General features: G+C 40.9%; 22 protein-coding genes. 13 read left to right on the plus strand and 9 right to left on the minus strand.

The genetic code is table 11. From position 1 onward, the window contains the following. The first annotated feature begins 159 nt into the window (after positions 1–159). Positions 160–1,089: a MerR family transcriptional regulator gene (locus AC0L46_RS12535; protein WP_473504016.1), complete on the plus strand. Its 930-nt coding sequence runs from the start codon at positions 160–162 to the stop codon at positions 1,087–1,089. Positions 1,090–1,180: 91 nt separating this feature from the next. Next, positions 1,181–1,459, plus strand: coding sequence for a DUF2061 domain-containing protein (locus AC0L46_RS12540; RefSeq protein ID WP_473504018.1), 279 nt, complete (start codon positions 1,181–1,183; stop codon positions 1,457–1,459). A gap of 71 nt (positions 1,460–1,530) precedes the next feature. On the opposite strand, the gene AC0L46_RS12545 is transcribed toward AC0L46_RS12540, so the two are convergent. Beyond that, positions 1,531–2,889 (minus strand): sodium-dependent transporter, encoded by a 1,359-nt coding sequence (locus AC0L46_RS12545; RefSeq protein ID WP_414680411.1) that lies wholly within the window; start codon positions 2,887–2,889, stop codon positions 1,531–1,533. Positions 2,890–3,324: 435 nt separating this feature from the next. Between AC0L46_RS12545 and ectA the strand changes: the two genes are divergently transcribed. The 4 genes from ectA to AC0L46_RS12565 all read left to right on the plus strand — a co-directional run bounded on the left by ectA (position 3,325) and on the right by AC0L46_RS12565 (position 7,241). After that, entirely contained in the window at positions 3,325–3,822 is a 498-nt protein-coding gene (gene ectA / locus AC0L46_RS12550) for a diaminobutyrate acetyltransferase (RefSeq protein WP_473504020.1), read from the plus strand. 66 nt (positions 3,823–3,888) lie between these two features. After that, a complete protein-coding gene (ectB, locus tag AC0L46_RS12555) occupies positions 3,889–5,202 on the plus strand; it encodes a diaminobutyrate--2-oxoglutarate transaminase (protein WP_473504022.1) in 1,314 nt (437 codons plus the stop codon). A gap of 68 nt (positions 5,203–5,270) precedes the next feature. Beyond that, positions 5,271–5,660, plus strand: coding sequence for an ectoine synthase (locus tag AC0L46_RS12560; protein WP_473504024.1), 390 nt, complete (start codon positions 5,271–5,273; stop codon positions 5,658–5,660). A gap of 138 nt (positions 5,661–5,798) precedes the next feature. Then, positions 5,799–7,241, plus strand: coding sequence for an aspartate kinase (locus AC0L46_RS12565; protein ID WP_473504026.1), 1,443 nt, complete (start codon positions 5,799–5,801; stop codon positions 7,239–7,241). A gap of 82 nt (positions 7,242–7,323) precedes the next feature. Here the strand turns inward: AC0L46_RS12565 and AC0L46_RS12570 are convergent, their stop codons facing one another. After that, positions 7,324–9,537, minus strand: a complete 2,214-nt coding sequence (locus tag AC0L46_RS12570) for a bifunctional diguanylate cyclase/phosphodiesterase (protein WP_473504028.1) — start codon at positions 9,535–9,537, stop codon at positions 7,324–7,326. Between the two features lie 237 nt (positions 9,538–9,774). Next, positions 9,775–10,359: a HupE/UreJ family protein gene (locus tag AC0L46_RS12575; RefSeq protein WP_414680406.1), complete on the minus strand. Its 585-nt coding sequence runs from the start codon at positions 10,357–10,359 to the stop codon at positions 9,775–9,777. Positions 10,360–10,604: 245 nt separating this feature from the next. Between AC0L46_RS12575 and AC0L46_RS12580 the strand changes: the two genes are divergently transcribed. Next, the gene (locus AC0L46_RS12580) at positions 10,605–11,189 is read left to right on the plus strand and encodes a hypothetical protein (RefSeq protein ID WP_473504030.1); all 585 of its coding nucleotides are present in this window, start codon (positions 10,605–10,607) and stop codon (positions 11,187–11,189) included. 70 nt (positions 11,190–11,259) lie between these two features. On the opposite strand, the gene AC0L46_RS12585 is transcribed toward AC0L46_RS12580, so the two are convergent. Then, on the minus strand, positions 11,260–12,474 hold the full coding sequence (locus tag AC0L46_RS12585) for a phosphoribosyltransferase family protein (RefSeq protein WP_414680404.1): 1,215 nt from the start codon (positions 12,472–12,474) through the stop codon (positions 11,260–11,262). 340 nt (positions 12,475–12,814) lie between these two features. On the opposite strand from AC0L46_RS12585, the gene AC0L46_RS12590 reads away from it, so the two are divergent. After that, positions 12,815–14,485, plus strand: coding sequence for a methyl-accepting chemotaxis protein (locus tag AC0L46_RS12590; protein ID WP_473504032.1), 1,671 nt, complete (start codon positions 12,815–12,817; stop codon positions 14,483–14,485). Positions 14,486–14,566: 81 nt separating this feature from the next. On the opposite strand, the gene AC0L46_RS12595 is transcribed toward AC0L46_RS12590, so the two are convergent. Then, a complete protein-coding gene (locus tag AC0L46_RS12595) occupies positions 14,567–15,601 on the minus strand; it encodes a GGDEF domain-containing protein (RefSeq protein ID WP_473504034.1) in 1,035 nt (344 codons plus the stop codon). A gap of 371 nt (positions 15,602–15,972) precedes the next feature. On the opposite strand from AC0L46_RS12595, the gene AC0L46_RS12600 reads away from it, so the two are divergent. Then, positions 15,973–16,611: an HD domain-containing protein gene (locus tag AC0L46_RS12600; protein WP_473504036.1), complete on the plus strand. Its 639-nt coding sequence runs from the start codon at positions 15,973–15,975 to the stop codon at positions 16,609–16,611. Positions 16,612–16,640: 29 nt separating this feature from the next. Here AC0L46_RS12600 and modC read toward each other — a convergent pair whose 3' ends face one another. From modC to AC0L46_RS12620, 4 genes are all read right to left on the minus strand, one after another. Then, the gene (modC, locus tag AC0L46_RS12605) at positions 16,641–17,750 is read right to left on the minus strand and encodes a molybdenum ABC transporter ATP-binding protein (protein ID WP_473504038.1); all 1,110 of its coding nucleotides are present in this window, start codon (positions 17,748–17,750) and stop codon (positions 16,641–16,643) included. Then, the gene (gene modB / locus AC0L46_RS12610; RefSeq protein WP_473504040.1) at positions 17,747–18,445 is read right to left on the minus strand and encodes a molybdate ABC transporter permease subunit; all 699 of its coding nucleotides are present in this window, start codon (positions 18,443–18,445) and stop codon (positions 17,747–17,749) included. The genes modC and modB overlap by 4 nt, the downstream gene beginning before the upstream one ends. Positions 18,446–18,506: 61 nt before the next feature. After that, positions 18,507–19,244, minus strand: coding sequence for a molybdate ABC transporter substrate-binding protein (modA, locus tag AC0L46_RS12615; protein WP_473504042.1), 738 nt, complete (start codon positions 19,242–19,244; stop codon positions 18,507–18,509). Between the two features lie 99 nt (positions 19,245–19,343). After that, positions 19,344–19,673: a Rieske (2Fe-2S) protein gene (locus tag AC0L46_RS12620; RefSeq protein WP_414680397.1), complete on the minus strand. Its 330-nt coding sequence runs from the start codon at positions 19,671–19,673 to the stop codon at positions 19,344–19,346. A 353-nt stretch (positions 19,674–20,026) separates the two neighbouring features. On the opposite strand from AC0L46_RS12620, the gene AC0L46_RS12625 reads away from it, so the two are divergent. The 4 genes from AC0L46_RS12625 to lepA all read left to right on the plus strand — a co-directional run bounded on the left by AC0L46_RS12625 (position 20,027) and on the right by lepA (position 26,183). Beyond that, complete coding sequence (locus tag AC0L46_RS12625) at positions 20,027–22,243, plus strand: transglycosylase domain-containing protein (protein WP_473504044.1); 2,217 nt, start codon at positions 20,027–20,029, stop codon at positions 22,241–22,243. 252 nt (positions 22,244–22,495) lie between these two features. Next, positions 22,496–23,332, plus strand: coding sequence for a substrate-binding periplasmic protein (locus AC0L46_RS12630; RefSeq protein ID WP_414680395.1), 837 nt, complete (start codon positions 22,496–22,498; stop codon positions 23,330–23,332). A 211-nt stretch (positions 23,333–23,543) separates the two neighbouring features. Beyond that, on the plus strand, positions 23,544–24,176 hold the full coding sequence (locus tag AC0L46_RS12635) for a riboflavin synthase subunit alpha (RefSeq protein ID WP_473504046.1): 633 nt from the start codon (positions 23,544–23,546) through the stop codon (positions 24,174–24,176). Positions 24,177–24,380: 204 nt separating this feature from the next. Then, positions 24,381–26,183: a translation elongation factor 4 gene (gene lepA / locus AC0L46_RS12640; RefSeq protein ID WP_414680393.1), complete on the plus strand. Its 1,803-nt coding sequence runs from the start codon at positions 24,381–24,383 to the stop codon at positions 26,181–26,183. The last annotated feature ends 37 nt before the right edge of the window (positions 26,184–26,220 follow it).

The following is a 26,220-nucleotide window of genomic DNA, read 5'->3' on the forward strand; positions in this document are numbered from 1 at the left end:
GTTGTCTTTCTTATACAATATAGAAACTTGTACAATAAAAGCAAGTTTATTGTACAAAAAAATATTTGTATAGATTTTGCCTGTTGAATAAGTTTAGGTCACAATAGGTTTTATTGTGTGTATCTCTGTTTTTAGTGTTGATATTTATTGGAAATGAAAATGAGCCAATCAAACCAGAATGAAGAAGTGGCGAATGCCGACGCGTCAGATGTGTTGGATGAATCTCTTGTTTTAGACAGTTCTTCTTACTTTCCTATTAGAGAGTTGTCTTTGAAGACCGGTGTGAACTCCGTCACCTTACGAGCTTGGGAGCGTCGTTATGGCTTGTTGAAACCAAAGCGTACAAAGAAAGGTCATCGCCTTTATGATCAAGGTGATGTGCAGCGTGTGGAAGGAATACTGCGTTGGATTCAGCAAGGTGTTGCAGTGAGCAAGGTGCGTGCTTTGTTAGATCAAGGAACGGCCGTTGAAGGTGTTTCGCCATCAAATGAGTGGTTAGATTGGCAGGCGTCTTTGTTAAAAGCATCACAAGGCTTTCAAGAGGAAAAAATAGAGCAGCTTTATCAGCAAGTGTTTTCGCAATATCCCGCTGATATTGCTGTGCGAGACTGGTTGTTGCCCAGTTTTGAAAAGTTGGGTAAAGGAGCGGCATTAGCGTTTTGCGAGTCCGTTATTCTGTCGTGTCTTATTGCGCGAACAAATAATTTTCGATCTCAAGTAAAGCACGCGCCTAAGGTATTGATTACAGGTTTGATGTCTCAGCGAGTGCTTTGGTGTTATATGGCGGCTGCTATGTTGTTAGACAAGGGAATATCTTGTCGAGTTGTGCCAAACGCTCAGCAAGCAGATGACTGGTCTCGCCTAGTTGAAGGTGTTGATGCGCAATCTATATTGGTATTTTGCGAAAATGAACAGGCTCCGAAGTCGTTAGACCTCATCTCACAAATGCAGCAATGGGAAAAGCCTGTTACAGCAGTGGGCGCAGGTTTCTGGTTGGCAGCCCATGAATTAAATATAACCATGCAAGGTAGTGTGGAAGTGTATTCCGAAGCGTTGGAAGGGGTAAGCAGTTTTATAAAACGTATTTAATAAAAAAACTATCAGACAAATATTAATAATATATTTTGGTTATTTAATTTTCTCATCTAATATCTTTATTAAATCAAACGAGGAGATTCAAATGACTAAAACTATTACATTCGCTGTTATGCACTTTTCAATTGCCTTCACTGTGGCTTACTTGATTACAGGAAGCTTTATTGTTGGTGGCTTGGTTGCCATTGTTGAGCCAGCAATCAACACTGTGGCGTTTTACTTCCACGAAGTATTTTGGAACAAATTTCAAAAGCTAAAAGAAGAAAAAGGGTCAAATGCTCAGTCATTTTACTCAGACGCTGAAGCGGCTATTACTAAGACATTTCAATCTGCAGGAGAGAGCTACGCTTTAAGATCTATGTAGGTTTATTGAGTGATTTGGAATCTTCAAAACACCCACTAAAGAGAACTTTAGTGGGTGATGAAGAACTCAAATTAAGACATAGGGAACAGAAGGAAATATAAAACAATAGCGACAGCAACTGGCGCTGTAAATTTCATCGAAACTTTCCAAAGTTTAAATACTGTGTCCGATAGTTCTAGCTCGTCCTGAGCAAACTTGTCTTTTACTACCCAACCGGCAAACAATGCGATCAAGATGCCGCCTAATGGCAACATGATGTTGGCAGTAATATAGTCTAATAAATCAAATGTGTTCTTACCGAAGAAAGTAACATCGGAGATGACATTGAATGATCCTAGGCAAGCTAAGCCCAACGCCCACACACCAGAACCAAGAAGAATAGACGCGGAAGTACGTTTCATTTCAAACTTTTCAACTAAGAAAGCAACAGTTGGCTCTAATAGAGAAATAGCTGAAGTCCAAGCGGCAATGCCGACTAAGACAAAGAACAATACACCGAATAATTGACCGAAAGGCATTTGTCCGAACGCCACTGGTAAGGACATAAACATCAACCCTGGCCCTGCAGCTGGGTCCATATTGTTGGCAAAAATGATTGGGAAAATAGCCAAACCTGCAACCAAAGCCACAATCGTGTCCAATGCACCGATAGCCAATACTGTCTTACCAATAGAGGCTTTCTTCGTCATGTAAGAGCCGTATGCCATGATGGTTCCCATACCCAAAGATAAGGTAAAGAAAGAGTGGCCTAAAGCAACAAGAACGGCATTCCAAGATAGTTGGCTTACGTCAAAATGGAACATGAAATCAACGCCAGCAGCAAAGCCATCTGTCGTCATTGCATAGCCAAGAAGAATTAATAATAGAACGAACAAAGCTGGCATCATGATGCGAGTTGCTGTCTCGATACCTTTGTTGATACCTGCAGCAACAACAGCGATCGACATAACACTAAAAATAGTGTGCCAGATTAGTAGAGTGGCAGGATCAGAAAGCAATGCACCGAAAGCGGCGCTGGCTTGTTCTGAAGTAACATTAGCCATTTCACCTGTCAGCATGACTTTTATGTAATGTAGAACCCAGCCTGCGACAACAGAGTAGAAAGAGAAAATAAACACGCCTGATAGCATGCCCATCAGACCGATAAGTCCCCATTTTTTAGAGCCTTCAGATTCTTCGGCTACATCAACGAGGGCATTGATTGGATTTTTTCGAGCACGACGACCAATAAACACTTCGGCCATCATAATAGGAATACCAACTAATACGATACAAACAAGGTAAACCAAAACGAACGCGCCGCCGCCATTTTCACCTGTAATGTATGGGAACTTCCAAATATTACCTAAACCAACGGCAGAACCCGTTGCTGCCAAAATGAATATCCAACGACTCGCCCAGGAGCCTTGGATAGATGTTTTATTTGTCATAATTATCTCTAAATGATTAAAAAAATAAAAAATATATTGTAGTCAAAGTTTGTTTTGCGACTGCTTTTACACTCTTGTTGCATCAGGAGCAAATGAACGCTTAATAAGCCAAACTTTGAAATCCGGCAGGATTTTCCAAACTTCTGCGTCTATATGCAACAAAAAAAGGCAATTTTGCTTATCTTTCTTTCCCCTCAAAGGCTTATTAATCGTATTTATTGTGTGTTTTTTACCTGCTCTTGATGTGTATATGGTTAGATCTCTAACTATCTTCTAGACGAAATAATATTTTTAGGTATAATGTTTAGACATCAAACTATAGTTTCTGTTGTTTAAAGCGAAGTTTTTAATTTTCTCTTTGTTTATAAATAACTTTTTCTAGTAGTAGATAGATATATCGTTTTCTAAATAATTTGTTTTCTAATGGATGTGGCTATGAATGGCAAAAAAATACTTTTTGATAAACCGAGCGCAATGGATGGAATGGCTGTCCATAAACTGATTGCTTCTTGCCCACCATTGGACACAAATTCTGTTTATTGCAACTTACTACAAGCCAGCCATTTTAGTGAAACTTCTATCATGGCTCGTTTAGAAGATGGTGAGCTAGTTGGCTTTATTTCTGGATACATATTGCCGAATGCTCAAAATACTTTATTTGTTTGGCAGGTTGCTGTGAGCGATCAGATGCGAGGACAAGGGTTAGCTAAGAAGATGTTATCAGCTTTGCTTGAAAGACCTTTTTGTCGTGATGTAACGCATATAGAAACGAGCATTACAGCAGATAACCAAGGATCTTGGGCTTTGTTCAGAAGTTTGACTAATGAGTTAGGCGCCGTATTAGAAAAGTCGGTGATGTTCGATAAAGAACAACATTTCAAAGGACAACATGATACTGAGCACCTTGCCAAAATCGGCCCTATCCCACGCTAAAAAGCGACATGACTAAGACGTTTTATTTTTCTCTTCTAACACTTTTAACTTAACAGGGTACTTAATATGAAAATTTTTGATGAAATTGAATCTGAAGTTCAATCTTACGCACGTTCTTTTCCGCGAGTTTTCCATAGAGCGCAAGGCGCGCATTTATACGATCAAGAGGGCAATAAGTATCTGGACTTTTTGGCTGGTGCAGGGACTCTGAATTACGGGCATAACAACCCAATCTTTAAGGAAAAGCTTATAGAGTACATCTTGGAAGATGGTATTACCCACGGTTTGGATATGCACACAAAAGCCAAAGGTGAGTTTTTGGAAACCTTTAAAAAGCACATTTTAGAGCCTCGTGGCTTTGAGTACATGATGCAGTTTACTGGGCCAACTGGAACCAATGCGGTTGAAGCGGCATTGAAGCTGGCGCGTAACGTCACAGGTCGAGAAAATATCATCAGTTTTACCAATGGCTTTCACGGTTGTAGCTTAGGCGCTTTGTCTGTTACGGGGAACTCGCATCACCGTGGCGCGGCAGGTATGACATTAGGTGCAGGTGTATCGACTGTGCCATTTGATGGCTATTTAGGTGAAGGCATAGAAACTACAGAGTATTTGGACAAAGTGCTTACTGATTCTAGTAGTGGTGTTGATTTGCCGGCTGCCGTGATTGTTGAAACAGTACAAGGTGAGGGTGGCATTAATGTGGCTGGTTTTGAGTGGTTACAGAACCTTGAAGCGGTGTGTAAAAAGCATGGTGTGTTGCTGATTGTGGATGACATCCAAGCTGGTTGTGGTCGCACAGGCACTTTCTTTAGTTTTGAAGGTGCAGGCATTCAGCCTGATATTGTCACCATGTCTAAATCATTAAGTGGTTATGGTTTGCCATTCGCCGTGGTATTGATGCGACCTGAGCTTGATGAATGGAAACCTGGTGAGCATAACGGTACTTTCCGAGGTAATAACCTTGCTTTCGTGACAGCAAAAGCGGCGATTGAAACCTATTGGAAAGACGATGCCTTCGAGAAAGACATTAAGCGTAAGGGTGATTACATCCATCAGCGTACGCAAGCTATCGTAAATGAGTTTGGTGAAGGGAACTTCACTGTTCAAGGTAGAGGCATGATGCGTGGTATTAACTGCGTTAGCGGCGAATTAGCCGATAAAATCACAAAGAAATGTTTCCAGAATGGTTTGATGATTGAGACGTCTGGAGCGGATGATCAGGTAGTGAAATTCCTATGTCCTTTGATTATTAAAGACGAAGATTTAGAGCAGGGCATTGATATTTTAGAGCGCGCTATTCGTGATGTATGTGCGAAAGAAGACGATATGCCAGAAGCCAAAAGCTACTTTGATGAAAATTACGATATTGCCGTTTAAAGATTAACGATAAGAACACGTTTGTTAACCAGCAGGCGTGTTTTTTAGAACAAAATTAGGAGTGAGACATGTTTGCACGAGACCTAGCTCAATGCGAAAAAACAGAACGCCGAGTGGTTTCTCCCGACGGAAACTGGGAAAGTACTCGACTTTTATTAAAAGAAGACAAGATGGGGTTTTCTTTTCATATTACGACGATTTATGAAGGTAAAGACTTCGACATGCATTATCAAAACCACCTTGAATCTGTGTATTGCATTGAAGGTGAAGGTGAAGTGGAAAGCCGTGAAACTGGACAGAAACATTCGATCAAACCGGGTGTTGTGTATGTTTTAGATAAGCATGATGCTCATACATTAAGAGCGTTTAAAGAGTTGAAATTGGCTTGTGTGTTTAATCCACCAATTACTGGAAAGGAAGTTCATAATGCCGAAGGGGCGTATGAAATTCTAGAATAATAATTTGGACTATTTGAGTGCAATTCATACAAAAGTGCTTAAGTTTTTTGCACTATTATGACACTATAGCGATCATTTTTTATTCTGAGCGAATAACGTACTTTTTCGCTTCTAGGCCTTTTAAGAATTGGGTAAGTAATGGGACAGCACACAGTTGAAAAGATCGGCGGTACGTCTATGAGCGACTACCGTTCGGTTAGAGATAATATCATTTTTAAACCGACTCAAGCACATAGCATGTATCAGCGAATTTTTGTGGTGTCTGCTTATGCTGGCATGACAGATAAACTGTTGGAACATAAGAAAACAGGCGACGCTGGTGTGTATGCTTTGTTTGCTTATGACCGTCAGCAGAACCATTGGTTGCCAGCATTAGAAGAAGTGCGCGCCGCCATGCTTGAGATCAACCATAGCCTGTTTGATGCGGGCAAGTTACGCGATCAAGCGGATGCTTTTTTACTTGAGCGTTTAAAAGATGCTCAAGAGTGCCTTGAAGACTTGTATCGTCTTTGTCAGCATGGCCATTTCTCAATCAGTGAGCACCTTGCAACAGTACGAGAAATGCTAGCCAGTATTGGTGAAGCACACAGTGCTTGGAACACTGCGCATTTGTTAAAGCGAGACGGCGTGAATGCTGTTTTTGTTGATCTGACTGGCTGGAACAGCCCAAGTCAAATGTCGCTTGATGAGCGCATTGTTGATGCATTTAAAGATGTTGATCTACATAAAGAATTACCTATTGCTACAGGTTATGCTCATAGTGAGACTGGTCTAATGTCAACATTCGACCGTGGCTACAGTGAAATGACTTTTAGCCGTATTGCTGTTTTGACAGAAGCGCGTGAAGCAGTGATCCACAAAGAGTTTCATTTGAGCAGTGCAGACCCACGTTTGGTCGGCGAAGCGAAAGCTGTGCCAATCGGTCGTACTAACTATGACGTAGCGGATCAGCTGGCTAACCTTGGGATGGAAGCAATTCACCCTAAAGCCGCTAAAGGTTTGCGTCAGAGTAATATTTCTCTTCGTGTTAAAAATACCTTCGAACCAGACCACACTGGTACTTTAATCACAGGCGATTATGTCAGTGATGCGCCTTGTGTTGAGATCATTGCTGGTTGTCGTGGAGTGTTCGCGGTTGAAATATTTGACCAAGAAATGGCGGGCGATATCGATAAATTTGATATGGCGATTCTTAAAGTACTGAGCCAATTTAATGTCCATATTATTGCTAAAGACATTAACGCTAACACCATTACGCACTATTTAGCGATTAACTTAAAAATCCTAAAGCGGGTTATGCAAGTTTTACAAGAGCGCTTTGAAGGTGCTGAGATCACCCAACGTAAAGTGGCGATTGTGTCAGCGATTGGTAGTGATATGAAGACGACTGGTATGTTGGCAAAAGCTGTAAAAGCGATTGCAGAGCAAGAGGTTAATGTCTTGGCTATGCACCAATCTATGCGTCAAGTAGACATGCAATTTGTCGTTGATGAAGAAGACTATGAAAAAGCGATTTGCAGTTTACATAAAGAGCTTGTCGAGTCTCATAATCATGGGCGTGCAATTTGTTTAGCGTCTTAATATAGGCGTTAGAAAATCAAAAAAGCCCCAAGTGCATTTGTACTTGGGGCTTTTTCATGTCTGTTACCTTAATAAACTGCAATTAAGCGTATTCGTTAGATGTTTGGTGTTTAATGGTCAGAGGGATCCTGTAAAAATCAGATCCAGATACGGCTTTGCTGACATAATAGCCTTGACCTAAGTTGCAATGGAAAGACTCAAGCATCTCCCATTGTGATTTTGTCTCTATTCCCTCTGCTAACACTTTTATATGTAGTTTGTGTGCCATGGCAATAATGGCTTCAATGATTTTTCTATCGTTAATGTCATGCTCCAAATCCATAACAAAGCTACGATCAATTTTAAGCAGACTAACAGGCAGATGTTTAAGTTGTGCAAGCGATGAATAGCCTGTGCCAAAATCATCAATAGCAATACACATCCCCATATTTTTGAAGGTCTGAAGTACACGCTTAGCCAGTTTTAAATCCTCAAGTATCAATGTTTCTGTGATTTCAAAGCCAACAGACGATGCTGATACCTGATACTTTAAAAGTAACTCTTGGACAAATTGAACAAGGTTAGGGTCAGAAATCTGCTTCGAAGATAAATTAATATGCAATAAAATTTCTGGTTGTCCATCACGCTTGCGTTTGGCTTGGTAAGCGATGGCATTTTCTAAAATCCAGTAGCCTAACTCAACGATTTTGCCAGAGCTTTCGGCAAGAGGAATAAAGTGGTCTGGAAAAACTAACCCTTTTTCTGGGTGATTCCAGCGAATCAGTGCTTCAGCTGCACATATTTTATTTGTTTTTAGATCGAACTGAGGTTGGTAATACAGCTCGAATTCGTTTTCTCGTATAGCTTGGTCCAGATCATACTCACTTTGCATTTGTGTATAGGCATTCATTTTTATGCTTTCATTGTAAAAAGCATATTGGTTTTTGCCTTCTAGTTTGGCTTGATATAAAGCCATGTCAGAGTTTTGCATTATGGTGACAAGGTCATGCCCGTGCTCTGGGATCATGGCAACGCCAAGTGATGTTGTCAGCGTGAACTTATTGTTATTGATAACAATGGGTTCCTTTATATTGTCTAATATTTTGTTTGCATACTCAGCTGCTTCTTCATAGCTTTGAATATCGTTTAGAATGATTCCGAATTCATCACCACCTAGTCGTATAACTAGGTTAGAGTTGCCTTTTAGAGTGTTGAGACGGTTTGCTACGATAACCAGGATTTGATCTCCGACATCATGTCCAAGGGTATCGTTTATGCGTTTAAAGTTATCTAAATCAAAATAGATAAAAGCAGAGGTCTTTTGGCGCTTTTGAGTCTTATATAAAGCATCAGGTAAATAATTTTGTAAGTAGCGACGGTTTGGTAAGCCAGTTAAAGGGTCTTTGTAAGCAAGCTCTTCTAATTCTTTTGTTTTTTCTTTAACTAAGATTCTGAGGCGCTGAGGCTGTATCAATATTAGATACAATCCAATGGCAATGGTGATGGCCATTAAAAGGCTAATAGAGTAGCCAGTTACATTTCTATTGAATAGCTGCTCTTCCATTGGTTTGCTGATGGTAAGCTTCCATTGTCCGGCAGGAATAATAAGGTCAGCAGAGGCTTGCACTTCTGTAAGAGGTTGTTCGGATTTAGACAACATAACTTCTTGGCCAGAAATGATGTTAATTCTCGAAAGATCGTATCTGTAACCTTCATTAATGAGTTCTTTGAGTTGAGTTGCTTCAATTAACTTATTGAGATTAATAACAGCGGAAGCGAATCCCCAAAAAATTTCCCTTTGAGTGCCTCTATAAAGATAGACTGGTGCGCGACCTATAACAGCGATTCCACCTTGTACAAGGTTTACAGGCCCAACACTAATGAGTTTACGGTTCTTAATAGCAGATAGAGCTTCTTCTTTATGTTGCGTATTGGATAGGATATTAAGACCAATAGCCGCTTCATTTCCTTCTAAAGGAAATATTTTATTGATAATGGCGTCTTGAGCTAGCTGTAAGCTCTCAATGCCATCAATTGAATTTAAAAGAGTATCTGAATACTCATCAAACCAATAATATTCGCCATCATGGTGTTCTACTTCATAAGCCAGAATTTGAGTCGCAGTAAAAGCAGTAGATAAACGACGTTCTAAAAAAGCAGCTTGTGAACGAGACAAGCTACTCAATGTGGAAGTCTGTTGGTTGATTGCTGCTTTATTCATTGAATGAGTCCAATACCCACCTAATGCCACAATGCTTATGAAAGCTGTGCATGCAATAAAAGTAGCAAACAACTTTGTTGCTTTTAATTCTTTCAATCCAAATCCCTGCTTTAAGGTTGTTTAAAATTTATACTTAAATGATACCTATAAACCCTGTATTGATATTTCATATTTTGTAAATAGATGTCATGAATGTTAAGAGGGTAAAGGCTTAATGGAAACTTTTGTAAGTGGAGTGAGATGATTGCGAAGTTTAGTAACTTGATTGTTACAAATATGAAGCGCCATAAAACTTTCGTATAGGAAACTGTATTTTATGGCGCTACATAGAAATTATGCGATTGCTAGAAATAAGCCTGTTAGTGCAATAACACCACCAGTAATGCGTGTTGCAATGTTTACTTGTAAACGGGCAATGAGACTACCAAAGCCAAGGCCGATAAGGTGCAATAGAGCGGTCGCAGAAGCAAAGCCGAATGCGTACAAAGCGCCATTTGCATTCAACGGCATTTCCAAACCGTGTGCTGCACCATGGAACAAAGCAAATGAACCAGCTACTAAAGCACAAACTGCCGTTGGGAAGCGAGTGCTGCCAACCAATAAAGCGCCCATCAAGATAACAGATAACAAAATACCTTGTTCAATAAATGGAACCTGTATTCCAGCAACAGCCATACCACCACCAACTAACATAGCGCCAACGAACGCCAAAGGCACGGTAAACAAAGCTCGACCACCAAGACTTGCTGCCCAAATACCAACTGCCAACATAGCCAACAAATGGTCAAGACCACCGATAGGATGCATAAAACCAGTCATGAAGCTGGAAGAGTGTTCGTGACCAGCGTGAGCCAATGCAAGAGTAGGTAAAGCTGCAAACAATGCCGCTAATCCGATTTTAAGCGTATTAAGACGCATGGTTTAATCTCCTAGATAATAATGAGTAATGAAAGCTTGATTGTAAAAAAGGCTTTCCTTAAACCACCGCTCTTGCGGCTGGTATGGTCGATGATTCTAACATACCTAAGTTGAGGGTAAATTAAATGATGCCTCCTAGTCGCAGAAAGAGAGTTTGTGTTTGATAAACAACTGAATTTTATCTGCTTGGGAGGCGTGGTTATGGTAAGGTTCTGCCTAATAAAAGTAGAGAGAAGGAAAAGGTTGTGGCAGATTCTCAATCTATACAGATCGAAAAATTAGAAAAGCTTCGCACGGCTTGGTTGCCTGCTGTTGAGTTTCTTTTTGGTGAGGCAGTGGCGGAAGCAAAGTTTGATGGCTTTGATGTACTGGATAATATTGCCAAGCCGACAGTGGTATTTGAATACGCTAATGAACCTTATCGTTATAAGGTTCAAATCCCTGCAAGAAGTTTCACAAATGACGTCATGCTATTGGCAGATGTGATTCAAGAAATGGTCAGAGGTCTTTATCCTCTAGGTTCTGGAGAGCAGAAAGTGCCCGCGCTTTGTGAAGGCGTTGCTGTATTTGGCGCCATTACAGCGATTAAGCAAGTCTTTGGTGAAGGTACAGTCGATTCTTACTTGAATGCTCTACGTGAACAGGCGTTCCCTTACTATGATGCTTTTTCTTATGTTGCCGTGCTGCTAGCAGAAGATCCACAAGCCATTAAAAAGCTAAGAAATGTTCAGCCATTTTTATACAAGGTTGAGCGTGAGGATTTTGAAGCGGCTGGTGTGGAATTAGAGCGAAAAATGAAAGACATACTTTTGTTGTCGTTTCGTGCGTGATAGAAGGCTTTTAAGTCTTAACAATAAATGTAAAATGCCCAGTCACTTGCTTGAGTGACTGGGCATTTTTTTATTTTGGTTGAAGCTCGTGTAGCTCTTCACTGAACCAAATTTTGCGTTTAAAGCGAGGGTTCTTAGAAGACATGTCAATTTTATATGGATTCGGCTCCTGAGTATTTGGTAGATCAAGAATATTGCACAGTTCTTGAGCTAGCCATTTCTCTACTTTCAGAACGACCATTTTCTTACGTAGTCTACCTTGCTCATCTCGGTTCAAAATAGTTGGTAGTGTATTCAGGGTTAAGATTTCACCCAAGGCTGGATGTGCCATTCTTTCTCGACCTTCATCACTTGCGTAAAAGTGAGATACAGCAAATACCATGCGTTGCGGGTTAATTTGCTTCAAAAATTGGCAAGATTTAACGACGGTAGAGCCAGTACGAACCATGTCGTCGAACAAGATAATACTAGCACCATCTAAACCATCAAACGTGTGTTCGCTTTCTTTGTGAAGTGTTATTTCTACTTTACGTTCAGCGGTACGTTCTTTATCAAGCATGATGAATTTTGCTTTGCTCAAACCAAGGCGGTTAAACATTTCTTTTACGAAATCTCGAGCGCCTTTGTCTGGTGCACAAAGAACTAAGCCTTCGCCATCTTCGCCGTAATGTAAAATGTCTGAATTCAGCAAGTAATGAGCGTAAATCTCATAGGGAATGAGGTTGTGGAAGTCCCCTTCAAATACTTCTGTAAAAATCTTCTGTACTGAGTCAGAGTGATTGTGAATAGTCATCACAGTGTCCACACCTGACAGTTTCAGCATTTGCGCGTAAAGCTTGGCCGTAAAAGGTTGTCCGTCGAACTTCTTAATATCGTTAATATCTCGTTCGAAACTGGTTTCGCCTAAGCTTTTGTGAGGGCCGCGATCTTGTGCGCTGTAGAACAAATCTGGCTCTACTAGAATAACGCGAGCAGCGCCATTCTCTTTAGCGGCACGAGCAATAATCAAATTCGCCATTGCCAGTTCTTGACGGCTTTTAATGTGGCTGCCTGTACTAACAATAATGACGGATTTATCTTTTAGCTTACGGCCTATGTTTTCAAAGTCGGCTTCATCTGAAATAAATCGAGGACAGAACTCGGAGTTCATGAATTGCTTCATACTGATTAAATCAGCAATGTCATCGTATTGGCCCATTGCATAAGCAACATCAATAGCGAATGGGTTATCTGAAGAGTTACTAACAACTACGACATTGCTTGACTGACTGGTCGACAAAGTCATTAAAGATCCTTAACGAAGGGGTAGGGGATTTGCGCAGATTTTAATACTTGTTGGCAGTTTTCGATAGGGTTGATTGCATATAAATGACATTTTCATGGCCTATGGCTGGTATGTCGCTTTTCGTTTGCTCGTCTTTTAAATAATGATTCTTATTTAAGTTGGTTTGGCTTTTTTCAGACCCAATTTAGCGGTTTCTTAAAAAAGGTATTTTTTACTTCATTGCTAGGAGAGGTTGTTTTCCTCTGCTATCTTTACTCTGTTACGCGGCAGATTTCATAGAGAGCTGTCTCGATTTAAGTTAGATGAGTTAGGTTTTATTGCAATCGCAAGGAATTTTTATATGTTCAAATCTCTCAAGTTGAGAATTTATCTTCTATCATTTGGGCCTTTTTTGTTAATTGCTCTGATCGGTGCCATCACTCAAGTACATACATTAACTAGAGTGAATAATGGTGTTTCTGTTTTAGTTGAAGAAGCGACGATTGAAACAGAAAAAAATCGTTTGGTAACGGTTTTAGATTCAGCTATCAGTATTATCCAGCCAGAGATTAATAAGCCTGGAAAAGAAGGTATGGCTGCAGGCTTAGCTCTGTTAAACACCTATAAGTACGATGGTGGCGAAGGGTATTTATACGCTTACGCGACAGATGGTATGCGATTGATGCATGGGGCAGGCGGAAAAGTCGATGTTAACTTATATGACTTAAAAGACTCTCAAGGGAATCTATTAATACAAGACATTATCAATTCCGCAATGAAGGGAGATGGTTTCAGTCAATTTTACTTCCCTAAGCCGGGAGAAACCGAATCAAGTAAAAAATACGGCTATGGTGTTTATGTTCAGAAATGGGATCTTGTGATTGGAACGGGTTTCTACATTGATAGTGCTGAAAAAATTGTATCTAACATTCAGGACTCTGTAGGTGGAATTCAACAGGAGAGTCAGTGGTTCGCATTTGGCATCTTGGCTGTTGTTTTTGGCGTGTTAACTGCCATTGTACTTTTATCAACGCAAACTGTTTTAGGTCCGTTGGCAACATTGGGTGACGCCGTGAAAAAGCTCGCTGGTGGTCAAGGTGATTTAACGAAAAAATTACCAGCAAGCTCCATCGATATTTTGAATAATATCTCGACAGACTTTAATACTTTCTTAGACAGCATGGCGGTGGATATTAGTTATCTAAAAAGTTCGAGTGACAGCTTGTTATCGATTTCAACTAAATCGAATGAGCAACGAGAAAAGTTAGCGCAAGTATCTGATCGACAAATTAACGAGACGAATCTGGTTGCAAGTGCTATCGAAGAAATGAAGGCAAACTCTAATGAGATTGCAGGAAATGCTGAATCCACTAAACGCTCTGCAGAAAGTACTGAGCTTGAGATTCAAGAAGTCTTGCAGCAGGTTCAATTGTCGAGTCGTCAATTAGATGAGTTGAGCTCTGTATTGAACACGGTTGAAGAATCTATTCATGTGCTGGGCGGAAATGTTGACGAAATCAATACGGCGTTAGGTGTGATTCAAGGTATTTCTGAACAAACTAACTTACTGGCTCTGAACGCTGCCATTGAAGCCGCAAGAGCGGGTGAACAAGGTCGAGGCTTCGCGGTTGTTGCGGATGAAGTTCGAGGTTTGGCGCAACGTAGCCAGCAAAGTACGGTTGAAATTAAGGACATTCTAGAGAAGTTACAAGCCAGTGCATTAAAAGCAACAGAAGATATGCATGGCTCTCTTCAGCGCCGTGAAATGGTTGTTGAGGCCATGGCGAAAATCAGTGAAATTATTCATTCCAGCACGGAATCGATTAAGAATCTGACTCAAATGAATGTACAGGTTTCAACAGCAGCTCATCAGCAATCAGAAGTGGCAACAGATATTGCTAAAAACGTTGTGGGCATTGCTGAACTGGCTGAAAATATTGGACATGAGTCTAATCAAACAGCAGAACAAATGGATCTGTTAGAAGTTCAAGCGAAATCAATTAAAGAAATCAGCGACAAATTTAAAGTGTAAAAGTAAGCTGGTTTAGTTAATGAATAAAAAAGAGTACCTTTGTGTACTCTTTTTTATGTTCTATTTATAGGGAGAGAGGTTTTATTTAGACCATTCCAAGCGATTTCGCCCTTTGTCTTTACCTCTATAAAGCGCCTTGTCTGCTCGTTTGATTACTTTCAATATCAGGTCATTCTCTTGGCTTGTTTCTGTGAGGCCTAGTGTAATAGTCAGAGGCAACTTAAGTGAACTATAAACGCCTTCAGAAATAGTTTGTCTGATATTTTCTGCAATTACTGTTGCTTCAATTTTAGGTGTGTTGGGAAGCACAATAATGAACTCTTCGCCTCCAAATCGAGCGATAATGTCATTCTCTCTGAGGCTTTCTTTGAGTGTGGAAGCAACTTCGACTAAGCAAGCATCTCCCACATCGTGTCCGTGTTCATCATTGATTTGTTTGAAGTAATCCACATCAATTAGCATTAAGCTTAAAGGGGATGTCTCAGAAACTGATTCTAGTGCCTTGCCAAAATGCAGTTCTAAACCTCTTCTATTGAGCAACCCTGTCAGATGATCCTGTAGATTTTCATCTTTCAACTGATCGGTTAATTCAGTGTGTTTTTGTGAGAAAAAACGGCCAAAAAACATACTGAAAATAATGGTGATAACTAGCCAAAAACCACGGCTATAAGACTTTTCATGAGTGTATATTCCGTCGCTAAAATCAATAATATGCTCGCTGTAGTAGGTGAACGTCAGGACAATAATAACCAGTAAAAAGCCTATCAGTAGAGACTCTAAACGGCCGCCCAATAGCGCTGACATGACTGGAATAAGAGGTAAGAAGTAGGCTACTTGGCTATTTACGCCACCAGATATTGCTAAGATGGGCAACAATAGAAATATTGCTGTGACTAAGGCTATGGAGATTTCCCACTTTGCAAATTTTTGGGTTCGGATGATGAAGTAAAGTGAGCTTACGATGACTAAGTCGAATCCAGATACCCAGATAAAATAATGATGGATATCAAATAGAAGAGGTCTGATCGTTAGAGAAATAATCAAGGTTGAGATGGTTAGTTCTACAATGCGTAGGAGTAACTTATGATTGAGCTTGTATTGTCTAGAATTAATCATAAATTTTTATCAACCTGCTTTCACTGTGCAGTATCCAATAAGCATTGCGTTAAAGAATGCTTATCAAGATATGCATTTTTAGTATTTCTTATATATTAGTTGTTTTTATCGGATTATATCAGAAGTCTTCACTTTTTCTTCAAGTTGTTGTGCTTCTGAAGTTTGGTTTTCTTGTTGGGTAGAAATGAAATGGAAGGCTGGAATGAGGGTCGTACTTTTTGATATGAAAAGTGATGTTGCTCGTTGGTGCTGTAATGCACCGCATATCATGACTTTTAATATGGTCTTTTATCTGTTTTTTATTATTTTGTTTCGGTGATATTTGATATGTTTCATTCCATTCAATTTTTAATGGTTTATTTGGAATAAACATGACAGATGTGCAATTGATTGAGCTTGAGTCTCAATGTCGAATATTTCTTGAGTCACTAAATGTATCGGATGCGGCGCACGATTTGAATCATATTCTGCGAGTAGTAAAAATCGCAAAGCAATTGGCCATAGAAGAGAATGCAGAGTTAGCCGTGGTGGTTCCTGCCGCTTGGTTACATGATTGCGTTAACTTACCGAAGAATCATCCGCAGCGTCATTTGGCTTCGCAATTGGCTGGTGACAAGGCAGTTGAGTTTCTGGCGTTTATTGATTACCCCTCTGAGTATTATGCTGGGATACATCATGCTATTTGCGCTCATAGTTTTAGTGCACAAATTGCTCCTGAAAGTATTGAGGCAAAGATTGTACAAGATGCAGATCGTTTGGATGCGCTAGGCGCTGTGGGCGTTGCTCGTTGTATGCAAGTGAGTGGCTCATTAAATCGGGCTTTGTACTCTCTTGATGATCCTTTTTGTGAAACAAGAACACCAGATGATGCAAATTACTCGATCGATCATTTCTATAAGAAGCTATTTAACATCACCGAGACGCTACAAACAGCGTCTGCTCAGCAGGAAGGTAAAAGGCGTGAGGTTTTTATGCACACTTTTTTGAGTGAGTTATCTCGAGAGATTTAAGTTTCTAATTATCTGATTTATTTAAGCAGTTATCTTTGTAAAGCCACAGATTTGATTTGTGCGATGAGAGACTGACCTTTTTCTAGTTTTAATTTGTGCGCAGACAAGGTGGTCACTCTGGCTAAAATGGGTGTGTTTCCAGCTAGGAGGCGAATCATCATCATATTTGGTTCTAGTGTATCTTCAACCATATCATCTAATGTGACCGATAAACGATTGAGGATACTGGAGTCATCCTGGGAACTTAAGGAAAGGCTGACATCTCTTGATTGTATTCTGACACGTAGTTGATCGCCAATTTGTTCTCTTCCTTTTTTGATCATTATGGTGTGCTCGCCAAAGCTAAGCCATGAAAGCCCCCATTCAGCAGATTGCTGAGTTATCTGGCCTGATATAAGGACGCTAGCGTCTTGATGGCTGGAGAATGATGTACCTAATTTACTCAGTAATGGCTGTATTTTACCTTCTTCTTGAACTCTGCCTTTCTCTAATACAAGCATGTAATCGGCCAGACGAATGACTTCATCTAAAGAGTGACTGACATAGAGAATTGGGATCTTTGTTTTATGACAAAGGCGCTCTAGATAAGGAAGAATTTCTTGCTTTAGGCGATTGTCTAAAGCGGCTAAAGGCTCGTCCATAAGAAGAAGTTTGGGCTGAATTAATAACGCTCTTGCAATGGCGACACGTTGTCGCTCTCCGCCAGACAGTTGGGCTGGGTATTGGGACAAAATGGGTGCAATTTCCAGTAAATTAACCACTTCATCATAGGTTATGATTGAATGGCTTTTATCTGCTCTTCGAATAGCAAACTGTAGGTTTTCTTTTGCGGTTAGGTGCGGGAAGAGGTTTGCTTCTTGGAAGACGTAACCGATTGGGCGCTTGTGTGCAGGCAAGGATGTGTCGCTATTTTGCCAGACGTCATTGTTTAGGCTGATTTGATTCTGTTGGCTTCTTTCCAGTCCTGCAATGCAACGTAGCAAGGTGGTTTTGCCAGAACCAGATGGCCCAAAAATCGCAGTGACGCCTGTGTTCGGAAGACAAGTGTCGATTTCCAAAACGAAATTCGAGGCGTGCTGCTGGTGCTTAATTTGGACTTTTAGGATTTGCTTGTCGTTTGTCATCAGTTCTGGGGTCATAAGATGTTGCCTATAACCGATTTATTCTTTTGACGCTTTTGAATGGCGTATAAAAAAGTAAGCACAACAAAGGCAAAAGCGACCATCATGAGAGCCAAACTATGGGCTTGCTCATAAGCGAGAGCTTCGACATGATCGTAAATTTGTACAGAAATAACTCGCGTTTCTTTTGGAATATTGCCGCCTATCATCAAGACCACGCCAAACTCCCCAACAGTGTGAGCAAAGCCTAAAATAGCCGCACTGATATAACCGGGTTTTGCCAAAGGGAGTACTACATACAAAAAGCAATCCCAAGGTGATGAGCGCAATGTTGCTGCCGCTTCCAGAGTTTTGTCGTTAATGGCAAGGAAAGCGTTTTGAATTGGCTGAACGACAAAGGGTAAGGAATAGACCATTGAAGCAATCACAAGGCCTGAAAAACTGAACGGCAAAGGTGAAATTCCTAATGTACTTAATAGGGATCCTGCTGGACCTTCTGGGCCTAAAAATAGCAATAAGTAAAAACCCAAAACGGTGGGAGGAAGCACCAAAGGCATGGCAACAATGGCATTAACTGGGCCTTTTAGCCAAGAACCAGTGCGGGCTAACCACCAAGCAATTGGCGTGCTTATGATTATGAGCAAGAAGGTCACCAAGCTAGCAAGCTTTAATGTTAGCCATATTGCGTCAATGTCTTCTGAGCTAAGCTGCATTTTTGATTAGCCTAATGGTATTGCGTGCTAGGGCACATAGAGTGGTGGATATAACCTTGGTTTAATCGGTTGCTCTGTTAGCGTAACCAGACTCAACAATTTTAGCTTGGTTATCCGCACGCATTAAAAATGCCATAAAAGAAGCTGCCAATACAGGTTTTTGTGTTCTTGATAGAATCACAGCCGCTTGATTTATATCTTTGTAGAGCGACTTTGGTAATTCGAGTACATACTCTTTATTGTCGCCTGATAAGACTTGCGACAAGGCAACGAATCCAATATCTGCGTTTTTCGAATAGGTAAACTGATAGGTTTGCCCTATGTTTTCGCCTAGCACTAATTTGTTTTGGATGTTATCCCAAAGGCTTAAGTTGCGCAGACTTTCTTCTGCCGCTTTTCCATAAGGGGCGAATCTAGGATTCGCCATTGCGATTCGATTTGTATTTAATAATGTTTCTTTCAGGCCATTTGTCGGAATCGGGGTTTGCGACCAGAGAACCAATTGTCCTTTAGCATAAATCGCTAGGCTGTCTGCAATAGCCAGCTGTTTGGTGATCAGCGCTTGTGGTTTACTTTCATCCGCAGAGAGGAAAATATCGTAAGGCGCATGGTTTTGGATTTGAGCGAAGAGCTTACCTGAAGAACCGAAGGACAAAGTGATGGAATGTCCTGTTTCTTGTTCAAAATCCTTTGCGAGCTGTTTGATTGGCGATATGAAATTGGAGGCAACAGCCAAATGCAAAGAATCCGATAGCGCCTGAGAGGGAAGAATGCTCCCGCCTAAAGAGACAAAAAACAAAAGAGTGAATTTTATTTTTCTTAAAAAAATATGCTTCTTTGAGGTCGCTTTTACTCTCATATTTTAGTCAGCTAGTCTTTTTGAATCATGATATGTGAACTAAGCAAAGAGGAGATAGCATTCACCTTGCTCTATACCTATAGTGGCTTTTTTGAGTTGGCTACCTTGACATGGGCCAGTGATACAAGCGCCATCTTTTGGCGAAAATAGTGCGCCATGATGATGACATTTTAGGTAATCGCCATCTTCGTCCAAGGCTTCTTCTGAAGACCAATTTAATCGCCTGTTTTGATGTGGGCAAAGATTCTCATAGGCAATAATACGACCTTGATGTTTAGTAATAAGGAAGTCGTTCTCTGCTACTTTTATATTTAACGCTTTACCTTCTGGGAGGTTATGCGCGTTAGGAATTAAATGCTTCTTAAACACGTGATGACCGCACTTTTTATAATTAGTTATATTGATCCGTTAAAGAAAATTGCCTTGATTAAAAAGGAAAAAAGCTTCGTTCCTTTTTAATTTTATTACGGATTCTCATTGGTAAAGTTCAGGAAAATGTCAGATGTATAAATTTTCCGTGACGGAAGACTCTAAAGCGCTAAGAAGAATGAGTCAATATGCAAGAATTGAGTTAGTTCTATTTTGTAGATTGCTTGCCTGCTTTAAGCTCCTTATACTTGCAGCCTATGAGCAAAAAAACTCCTGTAAAATCTCCACGAAAGTCTTCTCGTAAGCCTTCCAAATCTAAAAAAAAGACCTCAAAACCTTCGTTACTAAGGAGGATGATTCGTTTCTGTTTCAAATGGGGGATGATTGTCGCCTTAATTGCGAGTATTCCATTTGCCATTTGGGTGTGGTGGTTAAACGATCAAGTTGTGAGTCGTTTCGAAGGGCAAAAATGGCAAGTCCCTTCTGAGGTTTACAGTGCGCCAGTTATTCTCAAAAGTGGTGCGCCTTGGAAAAAGCAAGATCTCGAGAACTTGCTGGAGGAAACTGGATATCGTTTTGGACGCAACAGTCAAAAAGTCGGTTGGGCGGCTCGCAGTCAAACCAAAGTCAGTGCGCATTTACGCTCCTATGTTGATCATTTAGGCTTTCATGAAAGCCAACGTCGTATTTTCTCCTTTGAGAATGGTCGTTTGGTCATTCAAGCGCTGAATGGTGATCAAATAGAAGAGGCACGTATAGAGCCTCAACGAATTGGCTTTTTATATGGCGGTAACACAGAAAGCCGTCAAATATTGAAATACGATGAAATACCAGTGCCTTTAATCGATATTCTTATCGCCGTGGAAGACCGAGAGTTTTACCAGCATTGGGGGATTTCTTTAACAGGTATTGCCCGCGCGGTTGTTGTGAACTTAACACACGGCTCTCGTCGCCAAGGTGGTTCTACGCTTACTCAGCAGCTGGTTAAAAACATGTATTTGAGTTCCGAGAGAACTTATACGCGTAAATTAACGGAAGTGGTGATGAGCTTGTTGCTTGAATACCACTATTCCAAAGAAGCGATTATTACCGCTTACATCAATGAAGTGTATTTGGCTCAGTTAGGCAGCAGTGCTTTGCATGGTTTTGCTGCGGCCAGTCAGCATTTTTTCGGTCGACCTGTGAATGAATTAAATATCGATGAGTTTGCTCTTCTTGTCGGTATGGTAAAAGGCCCATCGCTTTATAACCCTGAACGCTCTCCAAATCGTGCAAAAGCGAGACGAAATACAGTGCTTGCTGTTTTGAAAGAGCAAGGGCGCTTAACCAACGCTGATTACAACAGCCTAATCAATCAACCTATCCGTTTGGCTAAGAAACAAAAGTCACGATCTGTTTATGGGGATTATTTAGACCTTGTTGCCATGCAGCTGTCCCGTGACTTTGATGAAACGACTTTGGCGACAAAGAATCTGAAAATTTACACAGGTGTTGATATCCGAGCTCAGCGTGAGGCGAGTTTGGCTATGCAGCGTCAAGTAGCGAGCTTAGAAAAACGTGATCCTAAGTTAAAAGGCCTTCAAGGTGCGATGGTGGTGACGGACAGATTGTCTGGCCAAGTGAGAGCGGTTGTTGGTTCAAGCGGTGATTACTACACAGGCTTTAACCGTGCGTTAGGCGCTGTTAGGCCAATAGGCTCATTAGTGAAACCTCCTTTGTATTTAGCCGCCTTGGCAACGGGGCGCTATACCTGGTGGACGCAAGTGGAAGATAAACGATTACGTTTTCAGGTCGGTGGACAAATCTGGGAGCCAGAGAATTATGATCGTAGAACCCATGGCGTGGTTCATCTATATGAAGCTATGGCGAAATCTTATAACTTGGCGACCGTCGCTGTCGCGCAAGATATTGGTTTTGATCGAGTAGGTGACACGTTAAGGCAGTTGGGCGTGAAACGTCCATTTACTATGCATCCGGCAACCGCTCTTGGTGCTCTTGAGCTTTCCCCGTTCGAGGTGTCCCGTTTGTATCAGCCGATTGCTTCTCAAGGTAGAAGCAGTGAATTAGGAGTTGTTCTGGCCGTAATGGATCAAAACGATCAGTTAATGAAGCGTTTTAATCAAGATACAGAAGTGCCTTTCACGGATGCTGTTTTAGCTGTCACGTTAGACGGTATGACAAAAACACCAAAAATTGGAACGGCGCGTGCGGCACAAGCGGTTTTCCCTAACTTGAACTTTGCGGCCAAAACAGGAACCACCAATCAGCAAAAAGACAGTTGGTATGTGGGAATCACAGGCGATTACGCTTCCACTATTTGGCTTGGCGATGATGAAAACGTTCCGTTAAGTATTACCGGGAGCAGCGGCGCTCAGAAAGTGTGGATCGACTTTACCAAGAATGTGAACCCTAGGTCTTTGCCGGACGATTTGCCAAGTGGTGCGGCACGTTTTAATGTGTTGAATGACAAATTTGAGATTGCGGCAGATCGTTGTGATGATAAAACTACGTTGAGTTTTATTTTAGGAACGGAACCGAAAAGCAGCAGTTCTTGCTTGTGGCCTTTTTAATGTTAGGTTGATGTTGTCGAAATAATATTGATTCTTGTCTTTTTAGTTTGTTTCTTATATTAATGGGTAGAGTCAATATTTAATGACAGAACATAGAATATGAAAAAGTCTACAAAAGGGAAGCGTTAGCGTAGTTGTAGCTAAGTTCAGCTATAGGGGAGGGATGACGTAATTGTTTTTATAAATACGCTATTTTTCAGTTAAAAAAGAGTATTTATATTTTATTAGTCGTGCTTTTGGGAATGACATTTTATGTGGTTACGCAAACATCTTGTACTTTTGCTTCTATCGGCGAGTATTTTCAAAATTGAATTGGCATTAGCCGAGAGTCAAATAGCTTCTGACGAGCAGTGTACCTCGCTGACGGCGTCGGGTAACTCAGAATATCCTCCTTTTTTATGGCGTAAAGATCCTTCATCTGATGAGCTATTAGGCGTGAATCGTCTGATCATGGATGAAATTAGCCGCCGCATTCATATTCCTATTAAATTGATGCATGTTGGGCCTTGGTCTCGTGCTCAGACGGAAGTTAAGAATGGTAATGTTGATCTTATGGCGGGGGCTTTTTATACCAATGAGCGCGCCAATTATATGGATTACTTTACGCCTGTAATGCTGCATACAACGAGCGTTGTTTGGCAGCATAAGGACAAGAGATTTCCCTTCAATAAAAAAGAAGACTTAGAAGGAAAATGGGGCGTCACTGTTATTAATAACAGCTTTGGTCAGGAGTTTGATAAATACGCTTTGCGTCATTTGAATATATTAACTGTGGCGAGTTTATCGCAAGCTTTAGAGATGTTGGCTGCTCACCGTGTTGATTATGTTCTTTACGAAAAAAGCCCTGCTATGGCCTATGCGAATCAAATGAAGTTGGCGAATTCGCTTACCTCTGTAGAGCCTTATATCAGCAGTGAAGGCTTGTATTTAACGATTTCAAAGCAGTCATCTTGTAATCAAGGGGCGCTGAAGTACCATATTGCCAGCGCTTTACAGGAAATGAAGCAAGATGGTTTTATGGAGCAAGCATTGCTTGAGGGAATACAAGAATGGGACAACCAAAACGCCACAAATACCTTTATAAACTAGATTGATTTTAGTGTTTACTTTATGAGCTTCTATTTTTGTATTGTTATCCCCGCAACTTGTGGATAACCCTATTAGTGGAACTGTGATAACTTTCGCTAAGCTAGGTATCCTGCCCCTTTGCGTAAGATTGGTTAATTCTTCTTCTCCCTTTGTTTTTTCATATTTTATTTGGCTAACCTAGCTCATATTTTGATCTATAAATGAGGTTTTCATGTTTACGGGTATTGTACAAGGCACAGCAACAGTTCAAACCATTCAGAGTCTTGGGCGTAATAAGCGCTTAGAAGTCACATTTCCTGCCGGCGTCATGTTGGGGCAACAACTGGGAGCGAGTGTTGCTATTAATGGCGTGTGTTTGACTGTTTCTGAAATAGCTCATGATGTGCTTACTTTTGATGTTATTGATACAACATTGGCCTTGACCAATATTGGTCTTTTGCAGACTGGCGATAGCGTTAATTTTGAACGTGCCGCTAAAATGGGTGATGAAGTGGGCGGGCATGTTATGTCTGGTCATATTATGACGACGGTGAGTGTTTCTCGTATCGAAAAAGTAGAAGAGAGTGTTCATATTCGCTTCACCACAGACCGTCAAAAAGAAGTGGACGCTCGACGTTATTTATTCAATAAAGGGTATGTTGGCTTGAATGGCTCTAGTCTAACTATCAGTGATATTGGTGATGATTGGATTGAGGTGTCTTTGATACCAGAAACCTTACGACTGACAACCTTTGGCCATCTGGCATTGGGTGACAGAGTGAATTTGGAAATCGATGCTCATACTCAAGCAACAGTAGATACGGTTGAGCGAGTGTTGAAAGAGAAAGGGATCATTCTTCCTTAAGTTTTGCTCTGCTTCTAGACTTTCTGTAAAGCCCCAAGAATGAAGGGGCTTTTTTACATTTTCTTAAGAACTTTCTAGTCTATCAACTCCTTCGAACTCCCTGTATAATCCCGAAAATTATTTTCACTGTTTTCTTAGTCTTGTCTAAAAGTCGGTACATTTATGGGTGCGAGGCTTCTTAGAACGACACATTTAGAGTAAAAAATGTCTAATAATCTCAAGCACATACGAAATTTTTCGATCATTGCACACATTGACCATGGTAAATCCACTTTAGCTGACCGTTTTATTCAAACGTGTGAAGGCTTGAGTGAGCGTGAGATGTCTGCTCAGGTTCTTGACTCTATGGATATAGAGCGTGAACGAGGCATTACCATCAAAGCACAAAGTGTGACTTTGGATTATCACGCAAAAGACGGCCAAACTTATCAGTTAAACTTCATCGACACTCCTGGACACGTGGATTTCTCTTATGAGGTGTCTCGTTCTCTCGCTGCTTGTGAAGGTGCTTTGCTGGTGGTTGATGCGGCTCAGGGTGTTGAAGCTCAGTCGGTTGCGAATTGTTATACGGCGATCGAGCAAGGTCTTGAAGTTATGCCTGTATTGAACAAGATCGATTTGCCTCAGGCCGAGCCAGAACGTGTTTGCGAAGAGATCGAAGAAATCATTGGCATCGACGCTATGGACGCGGTGACTTGTTCTGCCAAAACAGGTATGGGTGTAGACGATGTATTAGAGCGCTTGGTTGCTACTATTCCACCGCCAGAAGGTGATGTAGATGCACCTTTACAAGCTTTGATTATCGACTCATGGTTTGATAACTACCTTGGTGTTGTGTCTTTGGTGCGAATTAAGCAAGGTACTTTGCGCAAGAAAGATAAGATCTTTATCAAATCCACGAAACAGGTTCACCCTGTTGATATGGCTGGCATATTCACACCAAAACGCAAAGAAACTGGCGTCCTGAAAGCTGGCGAAGTGGGTTATGTTGTTGCTGGTATTAAAGACATTCATGGTGCGCCAGTGGGTGATACTATTACTCATTCTTCTACGCCTGATGTAGAGCAGCTTGCTGGTTTCCAAAAAGTGAAACCTCAGGTGTATGCAGGTTTATTCCCTGTCAGTTCTGATGATTACGAAGATTTCCGTGTTGCTCTTGATAAACTTACTCTGAATGATGCTTCTTTGTTTTTTGAGCCAGAAAGTTCAGATGCGTTAGGTTTTGGTTTTCGTTGTGGCTTCTTAGGTATGTTGCACATGGAAATCATACAAGAGCGTCTGGAACGTGAGTACGATTTGGACCTGATTACAACAGCGCCAACGGTAGTGTTTGAAGTTGAGATGAACAATGGCGACGTTATTAACGTTGATAGCCCTTCAAAAATGCCAGACCCTGGTAGTATCAGAGAAATGCGTGAGCCAATTGTTGAAGCTAATATTTTGGTTCCACAAGAATACCTTGGTAATGTGATTACCTTGTGTGTAGAGAAACGCGGATTGCAAAAAGACATGCAGTATGTAGGTCAGCAAGTTCAATTGCGCTATGAATTGCCAATGAATGAAGTGGTTATGGACTTCTTCGATAAGCTTAAATCTTGTAGCCGTGGTTTTGCGTCGTTGGATTACAGCTTTAGTCACTTCAGTCCAGCGCCTTTATGTCGTTTGGATATTCTTATTAATGGTGAGCGAGTTGATGCGCTTGCTCTCATTATGCATAAAGATAACGTGCAATATAAAGGCCGTGCTTTATGTGAAAAAATGAAAGACTTAATTCCTCGTCAAATGTTTGATGTAGCTATACAAGGTGCAGTGGGCGCTAAAATTATTTCGCGTACTACAGTAAAAGCCTTGCGTAAGAACGTTATTGCCAAGTGTTACGGCGGTGACGTGAGTCGTAAGAAGAAGCTTTTACAGAAGCAGAAAGAAGGTAAAAAGCGAATGAAGCAGGTGGGTAATGTAGAAGTTCCTCAATCCGCTTTCTTGGCCGCTTTACAAATTGATAACTAGACATTAACAGTGACACCGGCACAAGTTTGCTTTGTGT

It is taken from the genome of Marinomonas sp. 15G6-16, assembly GCF_055809555.1.

Bases quoted from the DNA above. Each gene is read 5' to 3' on its own strand.
- AC0L46_RS12600 (WP_473504036.1), top strand. From the start codon at position 15,973: ATGACAGATGTGCAATTGATTGAGCTTGAGTCTCAATGTCGAATATTT.
- modB (WP_473504040.1), bottom strand. From the start codon at position 18,445: ATGCAGCTTAGCTCAGAAGACATTGACGCAATATGGCTAACATTAAAG.
- ectB (WP_473504022.1), top strand. From the start codon at position 3,889: ATGAAAATTTTTGATGAAATTGAATCTGAAGTTCAATCTTACGCACGT.
- AC0L46_RS12560 (WP_473504024.1), top strand. From the start codon at position 5,271: ATGTTTGCACGAGACCTAGCTCAATGCGAAAAAACAGAACGCCGAGTG.
- AC0L46_RS12625 (WP_473504044.1), top strand. From the start codon at position 20,027: ATGATTCGTTTCTGTTTCAAATGGGGGATGATTGTCGCCTTAATTGCG.
- AC0L46_RS12635 (WP_473504046.1), top strand. From the start codon at position 23,544: ATGTTTACGGGTATTGTACAAGGCACAGCAACAGTTCAAACCATTCAG.
- AC0L46_RS12540 (WP_473504018.1), top strand. From the start codon at position 1,181: ATGACTAAAACTATTACATTCGCTGTTATGCACTTTTCAATTGCCTTC.
- AC0L46_RS12630 (WP_414680395.1), top strand. From the start codon at position 22,496: ATGTGGTTACGCAAACATCTTGTACTTTTGCTTCTATCGGCGAGTATT.
- AC0L46_RS12575 (WP_414680406.1), bottom strand. From the start codon at position 10,359: ATGCGTCTTAATACGCTTAAAATCGGATTAGCGGCATTGTTTGCAGCT.
- lepA (WP_414680393.1), top strand. From the start codon at position 24,381: ATGTCTAATAATCTCAAGCACATACGAAATTTTTCGATCATTGCACAC.
- modC (WP_473504038.1), bottom strand. From the start codon at position 17,750: ATGACCCCAGAACTGATGACAAACGACAAGCAAATCCTAAAAGTCCAA.
- AC0L46_RS12595 (WP_473504034.1), bottom strand. From the start codon at position 15,601: ATGATTAATTCTAGACAATACAAGCTCAATCATAAGTTACTCCTACGC.
- AC0L46_RS12585 (WP_414680404.1), bottom strand. From the start codon at position 12,474: ATGACTTTGTCGACCAGTCAGTCAAGCAATGTCGTAGTTGTTAGTAAC.
- AC0L46_RS12535 (WP_473504016.1), top strand. From the start codon at position 160: ATGAGCCAATCAAACCAGAATGAAGAAGTGGCGAATGCCGACGCGTCA.
- AC0L46_RS12545 (WP_414680411.1), bottom strand. From the start codon at position 2,889: ATGACAAATAAAACATCTATCCAAGGCTCCTGGGCGAGTCGTTGGATA.
- AC0L46_RS12590 (WP_473504032.1), top strand. From the start codon at position 12,815: ATGTTCAAATCTCTCAAGTTGAGAATTTATCTTCTATCATTTGGGCCT.
- AC0L46_RS12565 (WP_473504026.1), top strand. From the start codon at position 5,799: ATGGGACAGCACACAGTTGAAAAGATCGGCGGTACGTCTATGAGCGAC.
- ectA (WP_473504020.1), top strand. From the start codon at position 3,325: ATGAATGGCAAAAAAATACTTTTTGATAAACCGAGCGCAATGGATGGA.